This is a genomic window from Vibrio sp. CB1-14 (assembly GCF_040412085.2).
In the GTDB taxonomy this organism is placed as follows: Bacteria; Pseudomonadota; Gammaproteobacteria; order Enterobacterales; family Vibrionaceae; genus Vibrio; species Vibrio chaetopteri.
Genome location: NZ_CP115920.1, coordinates 2,571,350 through 2,593,135, shown reverse-complemented (window position 1 = coordinate 2,593,135; position 21,786 = coordinate 2,571,350). Strand labels below are relative to the sequence as shown.

At 47.8% G+C, this 21,786-nt stretch carries 19 protein-coding genes, 1 tRNA gene and 1 riboswitch; of the genes, 10 read left to right on the top strand and 10 right to left on the bottom strand.

Translation table 11 applies throughout. From position 1 onward, the window contains the following. Positions 1–78: 78 nt before the first annotated feature. The 7 genes from PG915_RS11675 to PG915_RS11645 all read right to left on the bottom strand — a co-directional run bounded on the left by PG915_RS11675 (position 79) and on the right by PG915_RS11645 (position 6,699). Positions 79–768 carry an electron transport complex subunit E gene (locus PG915_RS11675; RefSeq protein WP_112480530.1) on the bottom strand — a complete coding sequence of 230 codons (690 nt, stop codon included), beginning with the start codon at positions 766–768 and terminating at the stop codon, positions 79–81. Next, on the bottom strand, positions 768–1,397 hold the full coding sequence (gene rsxG / locus PG915_RS11670; RefSeq protein ID WP_353496681.1) for an electron transport complex subunit RsxG: 630 nt from the start codon (positions 1,395–1,397) through the stop codon (positions 768–770). Before rsxG ends, PG915_RS11675 begins: the two co-directional genes overlap by 1 nt. A gap of 4 nt (positions 1,398–1,401) precedes the next feature. After that, positions 1,402–2,448, bottom strand: a complete 1,047-nt coding sequence (gene rsxD / locus PG915_RS11665) for an electron transport complex subunit RsxD (protein ID WP_353496680.1) — start codon at positions 2,446–2,448, stop codon at positions 1,402–1,404. Next, positions 2,448–5,096: an electron transport complex subunit RsxC gene (rsxC, locus tag PG915_RS11660; protein ID WP_353496679.1), complete on the bottom strand. Its 2,649-nt coding sequence runs from the start codon at positions 5,094–5,096 to the stop codon at positions 2,448–2,450. Before rsxC ends, rsxD begins: the two co-directional genes overlap by 1 nt. 8 nt (positions 5,097–5,104) lie before the next feature. Continuing rightward, positions 5,105–5,686 carry an electron transport complex subunit RsxB gene (gene rsxB / locus PG915_RS11655; RefSeq protein ID WP_112462411.1) on the bottom strand — a complete coding sequence of 194 codons (582 nt, stop codon included), beginning with the start codon at positions 5,684–5,686 and terminating at the stop codon, positions 5,105–5,107. Continuing rightward, the gene (rsxA, locus tag PG915_RS11650) at positions 5,686–6,267 is read right to left on the bottom strand and encodes an electron transport complex subunit RsxA (protein ID WP_042476631.1); all 582 of its coding nucleotides are present in this window, start codon (positions 6,265–6,267) and stop codon (positions 5,686–5,688) included. The genes rsxB and rsxA overlap by 1 nt, the downstream gene beginning before the upstream one ends. A 356-nt stretch (positions 6,268–6,623) precedes the next feature. Beyond that, a tRNA-Asn gene (locus tag PG915_RS11645) sits at positions 6,624–6,699 on the bottom strand. A 487-nt stretch (positions 6,700–7,186) separates the two neighbouring features. Between PG915_RS11645 and uvrB the strand changes: the two genes are divergently transcribed. From uvrB to PG915_RS11630, 3 genes are all read left to right on the top strand, one after another. Next, a complete protein-coding gene (gene uvrB, locus PG915_RS11640) occupies positions 7,187–9,217 on the top strand; it encodes an excinuclease ABC subunit UvrB (RefSeq protein ID WP_353496678.1) in 2,031 nt (676 codons plus the stop codon). A gap of 146 nt (positions 9,218–9,363) precedes the next feature. Further along, the gene (luxO, locus tag PG915_RS11635) at positions 9,364–10,764 is read left to right on the top strand and encodes a quorum-sensing sigma-54 dependent transcriptional regulator LuxO (RefSeq protein ID WP_353496677.1); all 1,401 of its coding nucleotides are present in this window, start codon (positions 9,364–9,366) and stop codon (positions 10,762–10,764) included. Next, entirely contained in the window at positions 10,761–11,111 is a 351-nt protein-coding gene (locus PG915_RS11630) for an Hpt domain-containing protein (protein WP_353496676.1), read from the top strand. The genes luxO and PG915_RS11630 overlap by 4 nt, the downstream gene beginning before the upstream one ends. A gap of 74 nt (positions 11,112–11,185) precedes the next feature. Here the strand turns inward: PG915_RS11630 and PG915_RS11625 are convergent, their stop codons facing one another. Continuing rightward, positions 11,186–12,787, bottom strand: coding sequence for a long-chain fatty acid--CoA ligase (locus tag PG915_RS11625; protein ID WP_353496675.1), 1,602 nt, complete (start codon positions 12,785–12,787; stop codon positions 11,186–11,188). A 221-nt stretch (positions 12,788–13,008) separates the two neighbouring features. Continuing rightward, positions 13,009–13,836 (bottom strand): uridine diphosphate-N-acetylglucosamine-binding protein YvcK, encoded by an 828-nt coding sequence (yvcK, locus tag PG915_RS11620; protein ID WP_420884623.1) that lies wholly within the window; start codon positions 13,834–13,836, stop codon positions 13,009–13,011. A gap of 227 nt (positions 13,837–14,063) precedes the next feature. After that, positions 14,064–14,214: riboswitch (molybdenum cofactor riboswitch) on the top strand. Here yvcK and moaA point away from each other — a divergent pair. The 5 genes from moaA to moaE all read left to right on the top strand — a co-directional run bounded on the left by moaA (position 14,203) and on the right by moaE (position 16,946). Then, complete coding sequence (gene moaA / locus PG915_RS11615) at positions 14,203–15,192, top strand: GTP 3',8-cyclase MoaA (protein ID WP_353496673.1); 990 nt, start codon at positions 14,203–14,205, stop codon at positions 15,190–15,192. (Overlaps the previous riboswitch by 12 nt.) Positions 15,193–15,239: 47 nt before the next feature. Continuing rightward, positions 15,240–15,752: a molybdenum cofactor biosynthesis protein B gene (gene moaB / locus PG915_RS11610; protein ID WP_112462417.1), complete on the top strand. Its 513-nt coding sequence runs from the start codon at positions 15,240–15,242 to the stop codon at positions 15,750–15,752. Positions 15,753–15,767: 15 nt separating this feature from the next. After that, positions 15,768–16,247 (top strand): cyclic pyranopterin monophosphate synthase MoaC, encoded by a 480-nt coding sequence (gene moaC, locus PG915_RS11605; RefSeq protein ID WP_042502300.1) that lies wholly within the window; start codon positions 15,768–15,770, stop codon positions 16,245–16,247. Beyond that, positions 16,244–16,489 (top strand): molybdopterin synthase sulfur carrier subunit, encoded by a 246-nt coding sequence (moaD, locus tag PG915_RS11600; RefSeq protein ID WP_353496672.1) that lies wholly within the window; start codon positions 16,244–16,246, stop codon positions 16,487–16,489. Before moaC ends, moaD begins: the two co-directional genes overlap by 4 nt. 1 nt (position 16,490) lies before the next feature. After that, positions 16,491–16,946, top strand: coding sequence for a molybdopterin synthase catalytic subunit MoaE (gene moaE / locus PG915_RS11595; protein ID WP_353496671.1), 456 nt, complete (start codon positions 16,491–16,493; stop codon positions 16,944–16,946). Positions 16,947–17,018: 72 nt separating this feature from the next. Here the strand turns inward: moaE and PG915_RS11590 are convergent, their stop codons facing one another. Beyond that, a complete protein-coding gene (locus PG915_RS11590; protein ID WP_353496670.1) occupies positions 17,019–17,837 on the bottom strand; it encodes a Cof-type HAD-IIB family hydrolase in 819 nt (272 codons plus the stop codon). 348 nt (positions 17,838–18,185) lie between these two features. Between PG915_RS11590 and PG915_RS11585 the strand changes: the two genes are divergently transcribed. Together PG915_RS11585 and cobA are read left to right on the top strand one after the other, a co-directional pair. Continuing rightward, positions 18,186–20,864: a nitrate reductase gene (locus PG915_RS11585; RefSeq protein ID WP_353496669.1), complete on the top strand. Its 2,679-nt coding sequence runs from the start codon at positions 18,186–18,188 to the stop codon at positions 20,862–20,864. A gap of 27 nt (positions 20,865–20,891) precedes the next feature. Then, on the top strand, positions 20,892–21,749 hold the full coding sequence (gene cobA / locus PG915_RS11580; RefSeq protein ID WP_353496668.1) for a uroporphyrinogen-III C-methyltransferase: 858 nt from the start codon (positions 20,892–20,894) through the stop codon (positions 21,747–21,749). Positions 21,750–21,786 lie beyond the last annotated feature (37 nt).

Sequence of the window (21,786 nt, the reverse complement as noted above, 5' to 3'; positions counted from 1 at the left end):
GATTGCTTGTACTCAGTGTCTGAGTATCCAGTGTATTTTTATTATAAAAATGCCCGAAAATCTCGGGCATGAAAAGCTTTAGTTGGTAACGCGAGCGCGTTCAATCTCTGGTTTTTCTTGTTTTGGTTGGCGCTGTTCGATTTGCTTATCGATGACGTTCTTGAGAGCAATCAGGAAGCCAACGCCGATAAACGCCCCTGGTGGCAACAATGCCAACAAGAACTGGCTATCAAACTGGAACACTTCAATACGAAGGGCTGCCGCCCAGTCACCTAGTAGCAGGTCGGCACCATCAAACAGGGTACCGTTACCAATTAACTCTCGCATCGCACCAAGCACAACAAGCGCAGAGGTCATGCCCATGCCCATCCAAAAACCATCGAGAGCAGCAGGGCCAACCGCGTTTTTAGATGCGAACGCTTCTGCACGGCCGATGATGATACAGTTGGTCACGATAAGCGGGATAAAAATACCCAATGATAAGTAAAGGCCATAGGCGTATGCGTTCATCAATAGCTGAACACAGGTTACTAGCGCTGCAATGATCATTACGAACACCGGAATACGCACTTCTTTTGGCACGTAGTCACGAACTAAAGAGACTGTCACGTTGGAGCCAACCAATACCAATAGTGTTGCGAGTCCTAAGCCTAAGGCGTTGGTTACGGTGGATGAAACCGCAAGCAGAGGACAGAGACCAAGCAACTGTACTAAAGCTGGATTGTTATCCCACATGCCATTTTTAAGAAGTTCTTTTGAGGTTGTCATTACTCACCTCCACAGTTACGTGGCTGGTTTAAAATGGAGTCGCGATTGTTGTTCACGTATTCCACGGTATTTTTGACCGCATTGACCACCGCTCTTGGCGTGATAGTTGCGCCAGTGAACGAGTCGAACTGGCCGCCGTCTTTGCGGACTGCCCACTCATTCAGGTTGTCTTCGGTCACTTGCTTGCCAGAGAAACCTAAGATCCAATCAGTGATTCGAAGGTCGATTTTATCACCCAGTCCTGGTGTCTCTTGGTGCGCTAATACTCGCGTACCCAAGATAGTTCCGTCTACATCAACGCCAATGATGAGCTTGATTGCGCCGCTGTAACCATCTGGTGCGATGGTTTCAATTGCAAGAGCTTTTGGCTCATTGTTGATGGTGGCAATGTAAGCGGGCTGCGCTGCCGTGGTACCAAGTGCCGGATCGCTGACCAAGGTGCAAGCGGCGTATAGTTCGTTGTCATGCAGTTCATGAGGGATGACCTCATTTAGCGTTGCTTGCAGCTGTGCGCGTTCTTGGCGCAAGATCTGATCTTTCGTCAGGTACTGAGTAACGGCAACGACACCGGTTGATGCACAAGCAAAGATAGCCAGTGTTAAGCCGTTTTTTCTAATCGCATTCAACATAATATCAGTGCCCGTAAGTTCTTGGTTTGGTGTAGTAATCGATAAGCGGTACACACATATTGGCAAGTAGAACACCAAAGGCGACGCCATCTGGAAAACCGCCCCAAGTACGGATGATGAAAACCATCAAGCCAACGAAGGCACCAAAAATCAAACGACCTTTTACTGTGGTCGATGCAGAAACGGGATCGGTCGCAATAAAGAACGCACCAAGCATAGTCGCACCCGACAACAGGTGCAGCAGAGGCGAGCCTGTTTCGCCAGGCCATATCATGGCGAAGAAGCCGCTGACTACAGTCAGAGACACTAACATCGCCACCGGTATGTGCCATTGGATAATGCGTAACTTGAGAAGTGCCAAACCGCCGAGCAGATAGGCTAGGTTTACCCATTCCCAACCAATGCCAGCGAGGCTGCCAAAGATGGGCTGGCTTAGAACTTCACCCATGGTGTTGCCATTACTGATGCCTGTTTTGAATGCATCAAGCGGTGTTGCCATTGTAATGCCATCAATGCCAGTACGGATCTGCTGTAGTGAGTAGCCATCCATATCAAAGCCACCGAAAATCAGCGAGAAAGCGTCAGCAAAACCAACGGGTTCGTTTGAGATAGAGATTGGCGTGATCCAGCTTGTCATCTCTACAGGAAAAGAGATAAGTAACACAACATAGGCCACCATTGCTGGGTTAAATGGGTTCTGACCCAGACCACCATAAAGGTGTTTCGCGATGACGATAGCGAATAGTAGACCAATGACTACCACCCACCATGGAGACAGTGGCGGGATGGCAATAGCAAGAAGCCAAGCGGTAACCAATGCACTGTAGTCACGAAGTGCTAGAGCAGGGGATCGCTTACGCAGCACCATGACCGCAGCTTCAAGTCCCAGCCCGACAACAATCGCCAGCGCGAGTTGGATAATCGTGCCCCAACCAAAGAAATAGGTCTGAGCGACAAGGCCTGGCAGCGCACACAGCGCCACACCTTTCATCAGATCCGGCGTACGTTTACGACTATGAGCATGTGGAGAGCTAGCAATAAAGAACGACACTAGTTGTTCTCCTTATTTTGTTCTTGTTGGCGTTTTCTAGCTTTTGCGCGAGCAATCGCGGCAGCGACGGCGGCTTTTTTCGGATCGTCTGATTCCGAAGTTGTCGTCTCAGTAGCCACTTCTTTAGGTTGTTCAGCTTGTGCTGATTCTGCTTTTTCAGGTTCAGTTTGAACCGCTTGCTTGCGAGCTTTAGCGCGTGCAACCGCCGCAGCAACTGCAGCTTTCTTCGGATCTTCCGCTTCAGAAGATGGCGTTTCGCTTGCCATTTCTTCAGTTTCAGCTTGAGCGGCTTGTTTACGGGCTTTAGCTCGCGCGATAGCGGCAGCTACTGCTGCTTTCTTCGGATCATCTGCTTCAGACGCTGGCGTTTCGCTTTTCGCTTCTTCTGGCTCAACCTGAGTAGCTTGTTTACGAGCTTTAGCGCGCGCAATAGCAGCAGCTACTGCGGCTTTCTTCGGATCATCTGTTTCAGACGCTGGCGTTTCGCTTTTCGCTTCTTCCGGCTCAACCTGAGCAGCTTGTTTACGAGCTTTAGCGCGCGCGATAGCGGCAGCAACTGCAGCTTTCTTAGGAGCGTCTGCCTCAGACGCTGGCGCTTCGTCTTTCGCTTCTTCTGACTCAGCTTTACCGGCTTGTTTGCGAGCTTTGGCACGAGCAATTGCAGCAGCGACTGCTGCCTTTTTTGAATCGTCTGACTCAGAAGTTGGTGTTTCGCTTTCTGATTCTGACGGATCAGTTTGAGTTGCTTGTTTGCGTGCTTTCGCACGGGCAATCGCGGCGGCCACTGCCTCTTTTTTCGCTTCTTGGCTGCCTGAATCAGAAGGCGCATCTTGCTGCTGCGCAGCTTTCTTGGCTTTCGCACGAGCGAGGGCTGCAGCAATCGCAGCTTTCTTCGGATCGACATCTGCGCTGGTTTCTGCAGTAGCGTTTTCTGGCGCTGACGCTTTGTCAGCTTTACGCTCTCTGGCTTGACGCTTACGCTCTTCGCGCAGTTTAGCCATTTCTGAATTGTCTGGCTCTGCTTGACCTTGTTTAGCGGCTTCCGCCTGCTTAGCTTTAGCGCGGGCAATCGCTGCAGCGACCGCTGGTTTCACTTCACTAGTGGTTTCAGTTTTGGCTTTCTGCGCTTTAACGCGCTCAATGGCAGCAGCGATAGCGTCGTCGCCATCAGATTTACTCATCTGTTTGCGGCGATCATCGGCGGCTTTCTTGAATCGATTTTCACGTTCTGCTTTGTCACGCTCCATGCGTGCTTTTTTCTCTTCAAAACGGACTTTCGCACGTTCAGCTGCATCGGCATCTTGTTTACGAATGCGGATTTCGGCTTTGGCCTGGCGATAGTATTGAACCAGCGGGATTTCGCTTGGGCAAACAAACGCACACGCACCGCATTCGATACAGTCTTTAAGGTTCAGCTCTTCACATTTGTCGTATTCTTGCGATTTTGCGTACCACTGTAATTGCTGTGGAAGCAAAGATGCGGGGCAGGCTTCGGCGCACTGACTACAACGAATACAGGCGATCTCGTGAGAGCGAGGATCAATCTCACGAAACGTTGGTGCTAAAATACAGTTCGCCGTTTTGGTGATAGGGACATTGGCATGCGGTAGGGTAAAGCCCATCATTGGACCACCCATAATAAGACGTTGTGATTTCTTATCTGCTTTGTAACCAAACTCATCAAGCAGCGCTTGCACTGGCGTACCAATACGAGTCCAGACGTTACGTGGTTGTTTGAAGGTTTTACCTGTGAGTGTGACGACACGTTCAATGAGTGGCTCACCTTGGCAAACGGCACGCTTAATTGCGAACGCAGAGCCAATGTTTTGTACCATAAGGCCAATATTGGCAGGAATGCCACCCACTGGCACTTCAAGATTGGTTAAAATCTTGATGAGCTGCTTTTCACCGCCTGATGGATATTTGGTTGGGATCACACGAATCACAATGTCTTCGTTCGCAGCGGCTTTCTCTAATGCTTTTATTGCTTCGGGCTTGTTATCTTCAATACCGATGATGGTCAGCTTTGGCTTAAGCATATGCTTGAGAATGTTGATGCCTTCAATTACTTCATCGGCGCAGTCTTGCATTAAGCGGTCATCTGCCGTGATGTAAGGCTCACACTCAGCGGCGTTGAGGATCAAGATTTCAGTGCGCTGTAAACCCGATTGAATTTTCTTCGCTGTTGGGAAGCCTGCGCCGCCCATACCTGAGATACCGGCAAGACGAATGGTCTCGATGAGCGCGTCTGGCTCAAGTGCGCGGTAGTCTTCGACAGGAGAAAGCTCAGTCCAGGTGTCTTCGCCATCCGCTTCAATCACAATGCAGAGATCATTCAAACCCGATGGGTGAGCAATAGTGCGAGGTTCAATCGCTTTGATGGTGCCGGACGTTGGCGCATGAACAGGCAACATGAAGGCCGCGTTGACTTGGCTTAGCGGCTGACCTTTAAGTACTTTATCGCCAACGTTAACCAATAGGTCGCCTGGCTTACCAATGTGCTGTTTTAGAGGAATGACGAGTTCGCTCGGTACAGCAGCACGTGCTATCTCATTGCGGTTAGACTGTGTCTTATTTTCTTGCGGGTGCACGCCGCCAGGGAAGTCCCAAAGGGAGCCTGATTTAATTTGTTCGATGAGTGATAACATAATGCTCCCTACTTACCGTTTAGTTCTGTCGTTGGTTCGGTAATGTTGACGACAGGGATAGCATCCATTTGCCATTTCCATGTATCCGCGGTGGTTTCTACCGGGATCATTTCAATACAATCAGTTGGACACGGCGCAACGCAAAGGTCACAGCCGGTACACTCATCCTTGATAACCGTGTGTAGAGCTTTAGTACCACCTACAATGGCGTCTACAGGGCACGCTTGAATACATTTTGTGCAGCCAATGCACATGTCTTCGTGGATAAAGGCGACTTTTTTAATCGATTTTTCGGCATCGTGTGCAGAATCTTCGACTTCGACACCCATTAAGTCTGCAAGCTTTTCAATTGTCGGTTGACCACCCGGAGGGCATTTGTTAATTGCGTCGCCGTTAGCAATCGCTTCGGCGTAGGGGCGACAACCTGGGTAACCACACTGACCACACTGAGTTTGCGGCAGAATGCTGTCGATTTGATCGACAATAGGGTCAGCTTCTACTTTGAATTTGATAGAGGCAAAGCCCAGAACGGCGCCAAACAGACCCGCTAGGATAACAACAGCAACGATGGCAATAAGGATGGTACTCATTATAGTTTCACCAACCCTGTAAAGCCCATGAACGCAAGAGACATGAGTCCTGCGGTAATCATTGCGATAGAAGCACCTTTGAATGGCGCTGGTACATCTGCGGCCGCAATACGCTCACGCATTGAAGCAAATAGGATCAGTACCAAAGAGAAACCAACGGCTGCGCCAAACCCATAGATAATGGATTCGATGAAGTTGTGGTTTTCGTTGATGTTTAGCAGTGCAACACCCAATACGGCGCAGTTGGTCGTGATCAGTGGCAAGAAGATACCGAGTAGCCTGTATAGAGTAGGGCTGGTTTTGTGAACTACCATCTCCGTGAACTGCACTACCACCGCGATGACGAGGATAAAACTCATCGTTCGCAGGTATTGGATACCTAAAGGTACAAGCACATAGGTTTCTACAAGGTAGGCGCACACTGAGGCTAAAGTCAGTACGAATGTTGTCGCAAGACCCATGCCGATGGCCGTCTCGAGTTTTTTAGATACGCCCATAAATGGACATAATCCAAGGAATTTAACCAGTACGAAATTGTTGACGAGTACTGTGCCCACCAACAACAAAAGATATTCGGTCATAATAAAAAGTGTAAAGAGCTCCGATCCCGATATTATCCAGTTTTGAGCGGTGAATAACAACCTGTGAAATCTATGGTTTTGCTCGTTTGTACGAAAAGTATAGGCATTCGGGCTAAAACCAAAAAAAGACGTACAGAATTGGGTGAGTGGGAGCAGACAAAAAGGCTGTTATCTGGAAGGAGTTTGTGAGACGCAGATACGAAAAAGCCGCGTCTTACGACACGGCTTAATCTAAATTTGGCTCCCCCTGCGGGACTGGAACGCGGGCGGCGAGCTCTGCGGCATAAAATCCTGTAGGGATTTCTGTCGCTTAGAAACGAAAAAGCCGCGTCTTACGACACGGCTTATTCTAAATTTGGCTCCCCCTGCGGGACTCGAACCTGCGACATACGGATTAACAGTCCGCCGTTCTACCAACTGAACTAAGGGGGAATTGCTTAAAGCGGGGCGAATCTTAGCTACCCTAGATGTATGAGTCAATGGTTTTTATGAAAAATCACTGCAAAAAAAACTTCAAAAAAAACTTTACTTTCCTGAGAGCCTTATTGCTCATAAGGTTGTTTTACTTATCCACCAAAATTGTGGATAAATGTGTTAATTGCGCTGTAGAGAATGTTGAATTGAGTAATTACTCATTTGATGGGGTGTGAATAACTGAATAAATTGTCAATTATGTGATTGAAATATAATGACTTTTAAAAGCTGGGGTTTGGAGTATCAAAAATGAGAATATTATTATTAACAGCTAAGCTAGGATTGATTGGGGAAAAACCGTGGATGGTTTGAAACGCTGGGTGTAGACGTGGGTTTTGCTTGGGTGCACACAATAGCAAATTGCACGTATAAAGGCGAGCTTTAGGTTGCAAATTGATAGCGCTAGCGCTCAAATAGTAGGGTTGCAGATAAGGGATACAAATAGATGGCAAAACACTTCGAATTGGTTTCTGATTACAAACCTTCAGGAGATCAACCTACCGCGATTACGCAGTTAGTCGATGGCTTGGATTCAGGTCTCGCCCACCAAACTTTGCTAGGGGTAACCGGATCCGGTAAAACCTTCACGTTAGCGAACGTCATTGCCCAAGCGCAAAGACCCGCTATTTTGTTGGCACCAAACAAAACCCTCGCCGCACAGCTTTATGGTGAGATGAAAGCCTTCTTCCCGAACAATGCGGTTGAGTACTTCGTTTCTTACTATGATTATTACCAGCCAGAGGCGTATGTACCGACCACAGATACGTTTATTGAAAAAGACGCGTCAGTGAACGCTCACATCGAGCAAATGCGTTTGTCGGCGACCAAAGCTCTGCTTGAGCGCAAAGATGCGATTATTGTCGCTTCAGTATCTGCCATTTATGGCCTAGGCGATCCCGATTCGTATTTAAAAATGATGCTTCACGTGACTCGCGGTGCGGTGATCGACCAACGTGATATCTTACTTCGACTCGCAGAACTGCAATATTCCCGTAACGACGTTGCGTTTGAACGTGGCCAATTTCGCGTACGTGGCGAAGTTATCGATATCTTTCCTGCTGAATCGGATCAAGAAGCGGTACGCCTTGAAATGTTCGATGATGAAATTGATTGCATCAGTCTTTTCGACCCGTTAACGGGTGTGATTACCCAACGCGATATCGCGCGTTACACCATCTATCCGAAAACCCACTATGTAACGCCGCGAGAACGTATTCTAGATGCGATAGAAGAGATCAAAAAAGAACTTACCAGCCGTGCAACTTATCTAAAAGAAAACAATAAGCTACTTGAAGAGCAGCGTATTTCTCAGCGTACCCAATTTGATATTGAGATGATGAACGAACTTGGCTTTTGTTCAGGCATCGAGAACTACTCTCGTTACTTGAGTGGTCGCAAAGAGGGTGAGCCGCCTCCGACACTATTCGATTATTTGCCAGCAGACGGGTTGCTCATTATTGATGAGTCACACGTGACCGTGCCACAAATTGGCGCAATGTATAAAGGTGACCGCTCTCGAAAAGAAACGCTAGTGGAGTTTGGTTTTCGTTTGCCTTCGGCGTTGGACAATCGTCCAATGAAGTTTGAAGAATTTGAGATGATTTCGCCGCAAACCATTTTTGTCTCTGCAACACCAAGTGTTTATGAGCTAGAGAAATCTAATGGTGACGTAGCCGATCAGGTGGTGCGTCCGACGGGTCTCTTGGATCCAGAAATTGAAGTACGTCCTGTTGCGACTCAGGTAGATGATTTGCTCTCCGAAGCGAGAGCTCGCGCTGCGAGCGATGAGCGTGTGTTGGTGACGACTCTTACCAAACGCATGGCAGAGGATTTGACTGAATACCTCAGTGAGCACGGCGTTAAGGTGCGTTACTTGCACTCAGATATCGATACTGTTGAACGTACCGAGATCATTCGCGATTTACGTTTGGGTGAATTTGATGTGCTGGTGGGGATCAACTTGCTTCGAGAGGGTTTGGATATGCCAGAGGTGTCGCTGGTGGCGATCCTTGATGCTGACAAGGAAGGTTTCCTGCGCTCAGAACGCTCTTTGATTCAGACCATAGGCCGCGCCGCGCGTAATATCAAAGGCAAAGCGATTTTGTATGGCGACCGTATCACCAAGTCGATGCAAAAAGCCATCGATGAGACTTCGCGCCGCCGTGAAAAGCAGCATGCTTACAATGAAAAAATGGGGCTGGTACCCACTGCGCTTAAGCGCAACATCAAAGACATTATGGAAATTGGTGGTGCAGTCAAAGGTGGTAAGCCGAAGAAAGGCAAACAGGTACCACTTTCTAAGGTCGCAGAGCCTTCTCAAGCGTATGTGGCGCTATCCTCACAAGATCTCGAAAAACAAATTCTCAAGCTCGAAGGAGAAATGTATCAACACGCTCAGAACTTAGAATTTGAACTAGCTGCAGAAAAACGTGATGAAATAGAGAAACTTAGACAACACTTCATCGCTAACAGTTAACAAGCTTTGAGCAGTCTGGTAGGCTGCTCAAGCTTTAAGCAGTAAAATAAAAATGGTTTTTCTTAATCAATAATTGCAAAATGCGAATATGCTTATAGAGTAACCAAATAAAGCAAACATAATAAAACAACAGTTAGCTAGGATTTATGCAACCTTTATTCGACGAGCCGAAGTCTCGCTACTTACTGATGGTAGAAGATACGGCCTCCGTTGCAGCTTTATATCGCTCGTATCTTTCTCCATTGGGGATTGATATCAATATCGTAGGCAATGGCCGCGATGCGATTCAAAGCTTACAGCATCGGACACCCGATCTGATACTTCTTGATCTGCGTCTTCCCGATATGACGGGGATGGATGTTTTGGACGCAGTGAAACAATCTCATCCAGACGTGCCTATCATCTTTATGACGGCGCACGGTTCTATTGATATCGCCGTCGATGCGATGCAGCACGGTGCCCAAGACTTTTTGATTAAGCCTTGTGAAGCTGACCGTCTGCGCGTAACAGTAACCAATGCGATTCGCAAAGCGTCTAAACTGCGCGATGAAATCAACGATACGGGTAGCCCAAGCTATCAAGGTTTTATCGGCAGTAGTCAGCCGATGCAAGCCGTATATCGCACTATCGATTCCGCCGCATCCAGTAAAGCCAGTATTTTTATTACGGGTGAGAGTGGTACCGGTAAAGAGGTATGTGCCGAAGCCATTCACGCTGCGAGTAAACGCGGTGATAAACCATTTATCGCAATTAACTGTGCGGCGATCCCGAAAGATCTGATTGAAAGTGAGTTGTTTGGTCACGTCAAAGGCGCCTTTACTGGCGCAGCGGTTGATAGACAAGGTGCGGCTGAGCTTGCTGATGGCGGCACATTGTTTCTTGATGAGCTGTGCGAGATGGATCTCGAACTGCAAACCAAACTGCTGCGCTTTATCCAAACCGGTACTTTCCAAAAAGTGGGCTCTTCGCGCATGAAGAAAGTGGACGTGCGCTTTGTGTGTGCGACCAACCGCGACCCTTGGAAAGAGGTACAAGAAGGGCGGTTTAGGGAAGACTTGTACTACCGTTTGTACGTGATCCCATTGCACCTGCCACCGCTTCGTGATCGTGAAGAAGACGTCATTGAAATTGCCTACTCGTTATTGGGTTTCATGTCGCATGAGGAAGGGAAGAGCTTCGTGCGCTTTTCTCAAGATGTGATTGAACGCTTCATCCACTACGAGTGGCCAGGTAACGTGCGTCAATTGCAAAATGTGCTGCGCAATGTCGTGGTACTTAACCACGGTAAAGAAATCACGTTAGATATGCTGCCGCCACCGTTGAATGAGCCTTTGGTCGTCATGAAACCAACCGCATCATCGATCACGGTCTCGTCATTTGGTCCACAAGATATTGTGCCGCTGTGGCAAACTGAGCGACGTACCATTGAACAGGCCATTGAGGCTTGTGATGGCAACATCCCACAGGCGGCAAAGTACCTGGACGTAAGTCCATCGACCATTTATAGAAAAATCCAAGCATGGAATGCGAGTGAGACCAAAGCATGACGTTTATGAATCAAGACCGAGTTGAGCAGCTTACTAACGAAATTGGCGTGAGTAATATTCCTATTTTACTTGGAATATTCACTGGTGAGTTGGTGACGTATCAAAGTCAGCTTAGTGAAGGCGTACTTAGCGACAAAATGGAGTTGCTGGCGGAAATATGCCACGCACTCAAGAGCAGCGCTGCCAGTTTTGGTGCTGAGCCTTTATGCCAACTTGCGATCCAAATTGATGCGAAATCGAAGCAAAACGAACTGGTGGAAGATCAAGCTCTGATTGACCAAGTGCTTGCGCTGCTTGCTAACACACATACCACTTATATTAGCTACCTCGAGACGATAGAAGCCTAGCGCATCAAAGGTACCAAACGTAAAATGCAGCCTTAGAGGCTGCATTTTTTATGTTAGCTCGTTAAAGCAGCGCTCTATAGATACAATTTTCTAAGTTCTTTCTTATCAACTTTACCAACGCTGGTCTTAGCAATGGTATCGACAAACTTAATCTTCATTAGTAGCGCTTCGCGGGCGAGGATACCTTTGGTGATAAAGCCCTTTGCAAATCCTAAAAGCTCTTTTTCCGTCACCGTTTGTTCAGGTTTTAGCGTGATCAGAGCCAGAGGAACTTCGCCCCATTTATTGTGCGGCATGCCAATCACAGCGGCTTCAGACACGGCTTTGTGTTGATGGAGAATGTCCTCAAGTTCAAGGGAGCTGACCCATTCACCTGAGATTTTAATCATATCTTTCACGCGGTCAGTAATTTTGATGAACCCTTCTTGGTCGATAGTTGCCACATCGCCAGTATGTAAATAACCACCTCGCCACAACGCCTTCGAGTTCTTATTGTCTTTGTAGTAGCTCGGTGTAAGCCACGGGGCTCGAACGACAATTTCGCCTGTGGTTTCGCCATCGTGTGCGAGTGGCTCCATTTGTTCATCGACGATCTCAACTTCGACCATCGCGACTTTTTTACCGGTTTTCGCCCGGTACTCCGCTTGAGTATCCATATCCTCTTCAAGATGTTCAGGTGTGAGTTGCACTATCGACAGGATTGGACCGGTCTCACTCATGCCATATCCGGCAAAGACATCAATATTGCGTGCTAATGCAGCCTGACAAAGTGCTTTTGGCAATGCGGCGCCGCCAATGACGACTTTCCATCCCGATAAATCCATTGAGGAAGATTTGGGTGAGTTGAGTAGCAAGTGCAAGATGGTGGGTACGCAGTGTGAGAAGGTCACTTTTTCTTGTTCAATAAGGCCAAGCAACACATCTGGAACATATTTACCCGGATAGACCTGTTTGATGCCAAGCATGGTCGCCATATAAGGTAGACCCCAAGCGTGAACATGAAACATTGGCGTAATAGGCATGTAGATGTCGCCTTGATGCAGCCGGCCTTGAACCGCATTGGTACCGAGAGAGCTTAGAATCCCTAGGGTATGCAGCACCAATTGACGGTGAGTAAAGAACACCCCCTTTGGCATCCCTGTCGTACCTGTAGTGTAAAAGGTGGTAGCGACTGTGTTTTCATCAAAGTCAGGAAAGTCAAATTCGTTAGGTTGCGCCGCCAATCGCTGCTCATATTCACAATCTCCTTCATCACGGAGTATCACGTAATCGTTGATGGTGTCGATACGTCCTTTGATTTGATCCAAGATTGGTAAAAATTCTTCATGGATGAGCAGGACATCGTCTTCTGCGTGGTCGATGGTATAGAGAATTTGCTCTGGAGAGAGGCGCACGTTAATCATATGCAGCTTGGCGCCAATCATAGGAATAGCGAAGTAGCACTCCAAGTAACGGTGAGAATCATAGTCCATTACTGCCACTGTATCGCCTTTTTTTACGCCCATTTGGGTTAGGGCGTTAGCAAGTTGCCTCACGCGATCATGAAAGGTCTGATAAGTATGGCGACGGTAATTGGCGTAGATGATTTCTTGGTCTGGATCAAAAGCAACGGGGGAGAAAAGGAGGTTCTTGATCAGCAGTTGATAATTGGATGGGTCATTCACGTACTGGTTCATGTCGGCACTTCGCTATTTTGATTGTTGTGATGCTAGAGTGATGCATTCATGGCAACGCAACAATTTGCTTGGTTAGCAATTGTTAACTAAGTAGGGTTTTTATCAGAATAGCAGTGAGGAACTGTGAGTGAATACTTACCTAGTATACAAAAAGCCCCAACTAGCTCTAAGTGACTGAGTATGAGGCTTTTATTGGAAAGTCCAAGTGAATCACATTGAGCTTATTGCAGCAGCGACTCAATTGCTTGTTTGAGTTTATTCCTATCATGGCGCCAATCACGATTGGGTGAGGCCAGAGGTTGAGTCATACAGTTCCAGCGTGAGCAAATATCTGGGTGAGCCTGCTCACCTAAAATAACATCGAGTTTTCTGCCATGCAGAGCTCGTTCACACCATTGCAGTTTTTGCTCCAGCGTCATTCGTCCAGCCGGGCCATACTCGGGTGATAGGTTCTCAACAAACACCACTTTGGCTTTGGTATTACTGTTAATGGCTTGGCTGAGATCAGCAAGCAAAAGCGGCGGCATAATACTGGTTAGAAAACTACCAGGGCCAAGCACAATACAGTCCGCTTGGAGAATCGCATCGACCGCTTCTTTAGTCGCAGGAACGACAGGTTCTAAATCAAGACGCTGTAGGTCTTGCTCCATTTCATCCACGGAGGTTTCACCCGTAACCCATTTCCCTTCTACTGAAAGTGCTTTGAGATCAGAAGGATGCTCAGACATTGGGATGATATTAACATCGACTTTAAGCAAGTCTCTAATCAGCTCAATTGCGTCGAGAGGGCGGACGGATAAGTTATCCAGTGCGGTAAGCATAAGGTTGCCAAGGTTGTGACCATTCAGGTCGCCCGTGCCTTTGAAACGGTACTCAAACATCATTGAACCGATAGACGGATCGGTAATGAGCTGATTGATACAGTTGCGAGTGTCGCCCCAAGCAATGCCACCTTGGCACTCTCGAATACGGCCGGTGGAGCCGCCATTGTCAGTTGTTGCGACAATACCTGTGGCATTAGAGCCGAAGTCTTTCAGCGCAGCCAACATGCGCCCTAAGCCGTGACCGCCACCGATTGCCACGATTTTTTGATGAATAGTTGCTCATCTTATTCTACTTTTGTGTTACTTAGTTTTCGTAACATAGGGTAAATTGTTCATTTGCGATACTCAACTATAATAAAAATGACGAATAGATAAGGTTTTTTGATTGCAAAGCTGGAAAACCCTGTCGTTATTGAGTATTTTACTCACACGCTGTTAGCGACTCATATCGCTAATTGCCATAACTCCGAGCTCACGACGCTAAGTCTTCTGATGTAATATCAATCAAGATAAGCGTGTTGAGCCAGTGACATTTGGTCACAAGGGCTTGATTGGAAATGATCACGCCTCCCGTGTTTGGAAAGGTGTTCCGTGGCGCAACAATTCGAAGATAAATTCCATCGCAAGTTCTATTACTTGCGCTTGTCGGTTACAGACGTCTGTAATTTCCGATGTACATATTGCCTCCCTGATGGCTACAAACCACCTGGTCACAAGAGACCAGCATTTTTAACGCTGCCTGAAATAAAGCGTGTTGTCACTGCATTTGCAGATTGTGGCACGTCAAAGGTGCGTATTACTGGTGGTGAGCCTAGTCTTAGGAAGGATTTCCCTCAGATCATTGAAACGGTCGCGAATACGCCTGGCATCAGCAAAGTGGCTACGACAACTAACGGTTATCGTATGGCAAAGCAAGTTGATAACTGGCAGCGAGCGGGTTTGACTCATATTAACGTCAGCGTTGATAGTCTTGATCCTCGTATGTTCCACCAAATTACAGGTGAGAATAAGTTTACTGAGGTGATGGCTGGCATCGATCGCGCGTTTGAGATCGGCTACGAGCAGGTCAAAGTCAATGTGGTGTTGATGAAAGATCTCAACGCCAAAGAGCTGCCGTCGTTTCTTAACTGGATCAAAGATCGTCCTATCCAACTTAGGTTTATCGAGCTGATGCAAACCGGGGAAATGGACGAGCTGTTTCAAAATCATCATGTCTCAGGTGTGGACATACGCAATCAACTTATCGCCAACGGTTGGATACTTAAAGCGCGTCAAAACAACGACGGCCCGGCTCAAGTATTCGTGCATGCCGATTATAAGGGCGAGATTGGTTTGATCATGCCATACGAGAAAAACTTCTGCGAAAGTTGTAACCGCTTGCGTGTCTCTGCAATGGGTAAGCTGCATTTATGCTTGTTTGGTGAGCATGGTGTAGAGCTGCGAGACTTACTGCAAGAAGACGCGCAGGAGCAGGCGCTAATCAAGCGCATTCAAGCACAATTACAGACCAAGTCGGTCAGTCACTTCCTACATGATGGCAATTCAGGAATGACGCCTCACTTGGCATCCATCGGCGGCTAATTCGCGTCGTCGATTTTAATGTTTACAGTTTTTATAGGGTGAAAATCATGGGTCACGCAGAGAGCAAATTTGTGCCTGCGAATATCGCAGTGCTAACCGTTTCAGATACACGTACAGAAGAGAACGACACATCAGGTCGCTACCTGGTTGAAAACCTGCAAGAAGCGGGTCATACGTTGGCAGACAAAAAAATCGTTATCGATGACATCTACCAAATCCGAGCAGTGGTTTCACAGTGGGTTGCTGACGAAAGCGTTCAAGCGGTAATGATCACAGGCGGTACAGGCTTTACCTCTCGTGATAGCACACCAGAAGCGCTAGTGCCTCTTTTCGATAAGCAAGTAGAAGGCTTTGGTGAGCTATTCCGCGCGGTATCTTACGAAGAGATTGGTACGTCTACTATTCAGTCACGTGCGATTGCTGGTTTTGCTAATCACACGGTGATCTTTGCGATGCCTGGCTCAACAGGTGCATGTCGCACGGGTTGGACGAAAATCATTAAGCAGCAACTCGATGCAAGTCATCGCCCTTGCAATTTCATGCCTCACCTAACTAAGTAAGTGTCGGGGTTAGTCATGTCGGAATTTACACATATTAATGCATCGGGCGAGGCCAATATGGTTGATGTTTCAGCTAAGGCTGAGACGGTTCGCGAAGCGCGTGCAGAAGCGTTTGTGCATATGGCACCGGAGACGCTGAAAATGATTACCTCTGGCAACCATCACAAAGGAGATGTGTTTGCTACCGCACGTATTGCGGGTATTCAAGCGGCGAAGAAAACCTGGGATTTGATCCCACTGTGTCATCCGCTACTGCTTTCTAAAGTGGAAGTGCAGCTAGAAGCGCTGGAAAGTGAAAACAAAGTACGCATCGAATCCGTGTGTAAGCTAGCGGGTAAAACGGGCGTAGAAATGGAAGCTCTGACTGCAGCCTCCGTCGCGGCATTGACGATTTATGACATGTGCAAAGCGGTACAGAAAGACATGGTGATCGACAGCGTTCGATTGCTAGAAAAAACCGGCGGTAAGTCAGGTCACTTTAAGGTGGAATCATGATCAAAGTACTGTTTTTTGCTCAAACTCGCGAACTGGTTGGTGTCGACGAGCTTGAACTTGATGCCGGCTTTGACACGGTTGAAGCCATCCGTGCTCACTTAGCGAAGCAAGAGGGCAAGTGGGACTTGGCGCTTGATTCTGGCAAGTTATTGGCTGCGGTAAACCAAGACATTGTCCCGCTGACGGCAGCCGTCAGTGATGGTGACGAAGTGGCCTTTTTCCCTCCGGTAACTGGTGGCTGATATGACGATTCGAGTATCGGTACAGCAACAAGATTTCTCAGTAGGCGTTGAGTATGATGCTCTTGCGGAAGGCAGTGCATCGGGTGCGATAGTTACTTTTACTGGCAAAGTTCGCGATATGAACTTGGGCGACAATGTGAAAGGTATGTCACTTGAGCACTATCCGGGAATGACCGAACGCGCATTACAAAAAATCTGCAATGAAGCGGAAACGAGATGGATGCTTAATGGTATTCGAGTTATTCACCGCGTAGGCGATCTCGATGCGGGTGACCAAATCGTGTTTGTTGGTGTTTCCAGTGCTCACCGAGGTGCAGCGTTTGAAGCGTGCGAATTCATTATGGATTACTTGAAGACCAAGGCGCCATTTTGGAAGAAAGAGCGTACGACAGAGTCAACTCGATGGGTTGACTCTCGCGAATCCGACGCACAGGCCGCTGAGCGCTGGCAAAAATAACAAGAGCATGCCTGGGCATGCTCTTTTTTTACCATGCTCTTTGTTTACACAGTGAACCGGTTTGTCTGGCTTCTATTTAGCGACAGAAAGCTCAGCATCAAGAAAGGCGTTGACCGCTTTAATCACACCATCTTCTGTATTGCTCGGTGCAGAGAAGCGGGCAAGTTCTTTGACATCTGGATGGGCATTTTCCATCGCGTAAGAGTAATAACTCTCCTTCAACATCTCCACATCGTTAAAGTAGTCACCAAAACTCATAGTCTGTTCAAAAGTAAAGTTCATGGTTTGCTGTAGGTGGTGAATGGCCGCGCCTTTTGATGCGACTTTGTTCATTACATCGAGCCAAATCTTAGCGCTAACCACGACTTGAAAATCTTCACCAAATACTGGGCGGATCACCGGATCGATGTGAGCCTCAGAGCCATTAAAGTGAAGCAGAGCAACTTTAATAAATTCGTCTTCCACACTCAGCAAGTCGTCGACATATTGACAGCGGTGGTAATATTTACTGATTTCTGCCAGCGCCTTTGGATCTTGTGTTTCGATATAGGCACCTTTCTTACCACACAGCACAATAAACGCGCCGGAGATAGCACGGGCTTGACGAATGATGTCAGGCACAGAGGCTGAATCGAGCGTGCAGCTATACAGCTCTTTGTCTTGATGCATAACCATGGTGCCATTTTCAGCGATAAACAGCATCTCGTCTTGGTAGTCAGCAAAGGTATCACGCAAGCTATAATATTGACGTCCGGACGCCGCAGCAAACAGAATTCCTTGAGACTTTAGCCTTTGAAATAACGCAGGAAACTGCGCAGGAAGCTGGCCTTGTTCGTCTAACAGGGTTCCATCCATGTCGGTTGCGATGAATTTGATTTTTGAAGCTGTCATAGTTGAAGGCTATTTTTTGTGAGTGAGGCTAGAGTTTAGCGCTCAAGATATGGTAAAGGAAGTACATTACTGGTGGTTACCTACAAATTGAGCAACGATCGCCCATTATTTGTGCGCTTCCCCAAAACAGTGCATCACACAATCCTCGTTTTCACGTAACTAACTGATAAATAACATTATCAAGATTGGAACCATTCTTGCTCTCTCTTTTATCAAAGGACGTGTCTTGTTGAAAAGATAAGACAGATGACCGTGAACAATAACTAACTCGTCAATGGCAAAGGCGCCTCTTCTTGAAATAAGAAGAGGCGCTTTTTTTATCGATGTCGCCGGGCTCAAGGAGAAGCTATGAAGCCGAGAAGTGTCAAAACAACCTGTCCGTATTGTGGTGTCGGCTGCGGCTTAGTGGCCAAGTGTGTCAGCACCCCGAATCAAGCATCAACGTGTGGCGATCTTTCACACCCTGCAAACATGGGAGCGCTATGCGTAAAAGGCTCATCTTTGGATCAAAGCCATACTGGGCCAGCAAGGTTGTTGTACCCAAAAATCAACGGCAAACAGGCGTCCTGGCAAGAAGCGATTGATACTATCGCAGAGCGGTTTTATGACATCAAACAGCAGCACGGTAGTGACGCGCTATCTATGTATGTTTCAGGTCAACTGCTGACAGAAGATTACTATGTAGCCAACAAGCTTATGAAAGGCTTTATTGGCAGCGCTAACATCGATACCAACTCACGACTTTGTATGTCGTCTGCGGTTGCGTCTCACGTTCGTGCATTTGGTGAAGATGTCGTGCCCGTGAATTATCAAGACCTAGAGCTGGCCGAGATGATTGTGTTGGTGGGCTCCAATATGGCCTGGACACACCCGATCGTCTTTCGACGAATTCAACAAGCGAGAGAATCAAATCCAAACTTAAAGCTGGTGGTGATCGACCCTCGTAAAACCATGACCGCAGAACAAGCGGATTTACACCTGCCTCTTGTAAGCGACAGCGATGTGGCACTGTTTATGGGGTTGGCGCGGTATTGCGATGACACCAAGCAATTAGATACAGAGTATATCGACGAGCACACGCAAGGCGCGGATGCGCTGATGAAAGCGCTAAAACAACCCTCTTGTTCTCTTGATGCTGTTGCCGAGCAAACTCAAGTCGATAAAACTAGCCTTAAACAGTTTTATCATTGGTTCGCGACCAAGCAGCGCGTGATTACGCTTTATTGCCAAGGCGTGAATCAGGCTGAGAATGGGACTGATAAAGGCAATGCCATTATTAATGCTCACTTACTAACGGGCAAAATCGGTCGTGAAGGGTGCGGCCCTTTCTCGATTACTGGTCAGCCCAACGCGATGGGGGGACGAGAGGTAGGTGGATTGGCGAATCAACTGGCTGCCCATCGGGGTTTTGATGCTGAGTCGATAGAGCAAGTTAAGGCGATTTGGCAGGCCCCAGACATGGCAACCAAACCCGGCTTGAAAGCGGTGGATCTATTTGATGCGATAGAACGCGGTGAAGTGAAAGCGGTTTGGATTATGGCAACCAATCCAGTCGTGTCACTGCCACAAAGTCAGAAGATCAAACGAGCGCTCAAGCGCTGTGAGTTGGTAATAGTGTCGGATATCTGTGCTGATTCTGATATCGCCCATTACGCGGACATTTTGCTACCCGCCGCAGGATGGGGTGAAAAGCAGGGTATGGTAACTAACTCTGAGCGCATGATGTCTCGCCAGCGAGCATTCTTGCCTATGCGCGGTGAAAGCAGGCCAGATTGGTGGGCTATTTCCAAGGTAGGTCAGGCTTTTTGTCGCTTAATGGATGTTAGCGATGGGTTTGGGTATCACAGTGAGTATGAGATTTTCAAAGAACACATCAAGTTATCGGGCATCAACAAACATGCGCCTCAGCTATTCGATTTAAGCAAGTTAAGTACACTGACTGAAAGCGACTATCAACAATGGCAACCAGTGCAATGGCCGCTTGGTAGTGAGAGACCGTTTGCCGATGGTTCGTTTGCGACACCTTCTGGGCGTGCCAATTTGATTGTTCCCGAGACTATTGAGCTTGAAACGCCTCGCGGACATCAAGAATTCATTCTCAATACGGGACGTGACCGCGACCAGTGGCATACCATGACGCGCACAGGCTACGTTCCTTCGCTTACCCAAAAGGAGGTCGAGCCTACGCTCTACTTAAACCCAATCTCGATTGAAAGAGCAGAGCTTAAAACGGAGCAACTTGCCGAGCTAACACTGCCAGATGGCAGCGGCAATGTGATCGCCCGTATCAGAGCAGACGAAGGTTTGAGTATGCACAGTGTGTATTTATCGATGCACTGGGCAGGCGAATTTGGTGCCGGCAGTGGTGTTAACCAGGTGACAGAATCCGTGGTTGACCCTATTTCGGGTCAGCCAGCGTTTAAATCGACGCTAGTTCGCGTCGCTCCATTTGGCATTGGCAGCTATATGGTTGCCATAGGCGAGGGCTGTGACAAGTTGCGTAGCCTCGCGGACTTTGCATCTATGCAAGTGACTGACATTGGTGGCGCTGGCGAGCGTTTATGGCGCTATGCGACGCAAGTACCCTTAGAGAAGCACACTTGGAATCAGGCAACAGGCGCCGCCCTAAACGGCAAGCTATTGGTGATGGATACCGAGCAGGGCTGGGTGACGCTAAGCTGTGCTGATGACGCCGCGCTGACGGTAAAAAGTATTATTCAAGTAGAGAATAAGACCTTTGATGCTGATGTCGAGCAGCTTTCACAGCTGTTGGGGCAGCCTTTTTCACTGTCAAAACTTCTCAAGGCGACCCAAACGGGTGCGACAAGCAAGCTGGTTTGCAGTTGTTTTAGAGTGACTGAAAAACAGATCATTGATGCGATTCAAACTCATAGCCATACCAGTGTCGCCCAGCTTCAAAGTCAGCTCAAATGCGGCAGTAATTGCGGGTCTTGTCTACCAGAGGTGGAAAAGCTCGCCAATCAGCACTTTCAGCACGCTCAGCATATCGACGTGATAGTTAAATAATGGTTCAGTTAACCAAGGAGTTGTAGGATGAATACTCAAAGGAATGAGCATGCATACCGTTTGCACCAACAGCAAGATGTTGGTTTTATTGATGAGCTGCCTTATCGATCTGAAAATGGGTTTGTCTCCATTGTCGGGGCGGGGCCTGGTGATCCGGACTTGCTGACCATGGCTGCCCATAAGCGGATATCTCAGGCGGATATTGTGGTTTATGATCGCCTAGTCAGTCAGCCGATCTTGGATTTGATTCCCAGCAGCACGTTACGATTTTATGTAGGTAAACGCTGTGGTATGCCAAGCCTGAATCAAGACTCGATTAACGAAATCCTTAAAGATTGTGGCCTGAAAGGGTATCGCGCAGTAAGGTTAAAAGGTGGTGACCCTTTTGTATTCGGGCGTGGTGGAGAAGAAGCACTGGCGCTAAAAGCTGCGAACATTGAATTTGAAGTGATTCCGGGCATTACCGCTGCGCTTGGCTGTTCTTCAAGCGCACTAATCCCGTTAACCCATCGCAAAGTGGCACGCAGTGTCACCTTTGTCACCGGTAATGTCGTGTCTGGCGCACTGCCAGCGTGGTCATCGCTGATTGCTCAAGGGCAAACGTTAGTTTGTTATATGGGGCTTGAGAAAAGCCTCGAGATTCAAAGTGGCTTAGTGCAAGCAGGACTGAAGGCTTCCACGCCTGTTGCTATTATCGGTAAAGGTTGTAGCGCAGAAGAAGAAGTATATACTTTCGAGCTATCGCAACTGAATCAAATCGCGGAGCAACTTCGCGGCTTGAGCCCGGCGTTGATGATCATTGGTGAAGTGGTGTCAATTCGCCAGCAGCTTGTTGATATAGCGAAAGAATATACTCAAGATGAACTGTTGGTATCGCCGCTCTGATGTCTAGGCTGGGAAAGTCACATTAAGTAGGAGAAGA

Excerpts from the sequence above, each read along its gene's own strand:
- rsxC (WP_353496679.1), bottom strand. The coding sequence starts at position 5,096 with ATGTTATCACTCATCGAACAAATTAAATCAGGCTCCCTTTGGGACTTC.
- moaC (WP_042502300.1), top strand. The coding sequence starts at position 15,768 with ATGTCGGAATTTACACATATTAATGCATCGGGCGAGGCCAATATGGTT.
- PG915_RS11625 (WP_353496675.1), bottom strand. The coding sequence starts at position 12,787 with ATGAACCAGTACGTGAATGACCCATCCAATTATCAACTGCTGATCAAG.
- moaD (WP_353496672.1), top strand. The coding sequence starts at position 16,244 with ATGATCAAAGTACTGTTTTTTGCTCAAACTCGCGAACTGGTTGGTGTC.
- cobA (WP_353496668.1), top strand. The coding sequence starts at position 20,892 with ATGAATACTCAAAGGAATGAGCATGCATACCGTTTGCACCAACAGCAA.
- PG915_RS11585 (WP_353496669.1), top strand. The coding sequence starts at position 18,186 with ATGAAGCCGAGAAGTGTCAAAACAACCTGTCCGTATTGTGGTGTCGGC.
- rsxB (WP_112462411.1), bottom strand. The coding sequence starts at position 5,686 with ATGAGTACCATCCTTATTGCCATCGTTGCTGTTGTTATCCTAGCGGGT.
- PG915_RS11675 (WP_112480530.1), bottom strand. The coding sequence starts at position 768 with ATGACAACCTCAAAAGAACTTCTTAAAAATGGCATGTGGGATAACAAT.
- moaE (WP_353496671.1), top strand. The coding sequence starts at position 16,491 with ATGACGATTCGAGTATCGGTACAGCAACAAGATTTCTCAGTAGGCGTT.
- uvrB (WP_353496678.1), top strand. The coding sequence starts at position 7,187 with ATGGCAAAACACTTCGAATTGGTTTCTGATTACAAACCTTCAGGAGAT.
- PG915_RS11630 (WP_353496676.1), top strand. The coding sequence starts at position 10,761 with ATGACGTTTATGAATCAAGACCGAGTTGAGCAGCTTACTAACGAAATT.
- rsxG (WP_353496681.1), bottom strand. The coding sequence starts at position 1,397 with ATGTTGAATGCGATTAGAAAAAACGGCTTAACACTGGCTATCTTTGCT.
- PG915_RS11590 (WP_353496670.1), bottom strand. The coding sequence starts at position 17,837 with ATGACAGCTTCAAAAATCAAATTCATCGCAACCGACATGGATGGAACC.
- moaB (WP_112462417.1), top strand. The coding sequence starts at position 15,240 with ATGGGTCACGCAGAGAGCAAATTTGTGCCTGCGAATATCGCAGTGCTA.
- rsxA (WP_042476631.1), bottom strand. The coding sequence starts at position 6,267 with ATGACCGAATATCTTTTGTTGTTGGTGGGCACAGTACTCGTCAACAAT.
- luxO (WP_353496677.1), top strand. The coding sequence starts at position 9,364 with ATGCAACCTTTATTCGACGAGCCGAAGTCTCGCTACTTACTGATGGTA.
- yvcK (WP_420884623.1), bottom strand. The coding sequence starts at position 13,836 with ATGTTGGCTGCGCTGAAAGACTTCGGCTCTAATGCCACAGGTATTGTC.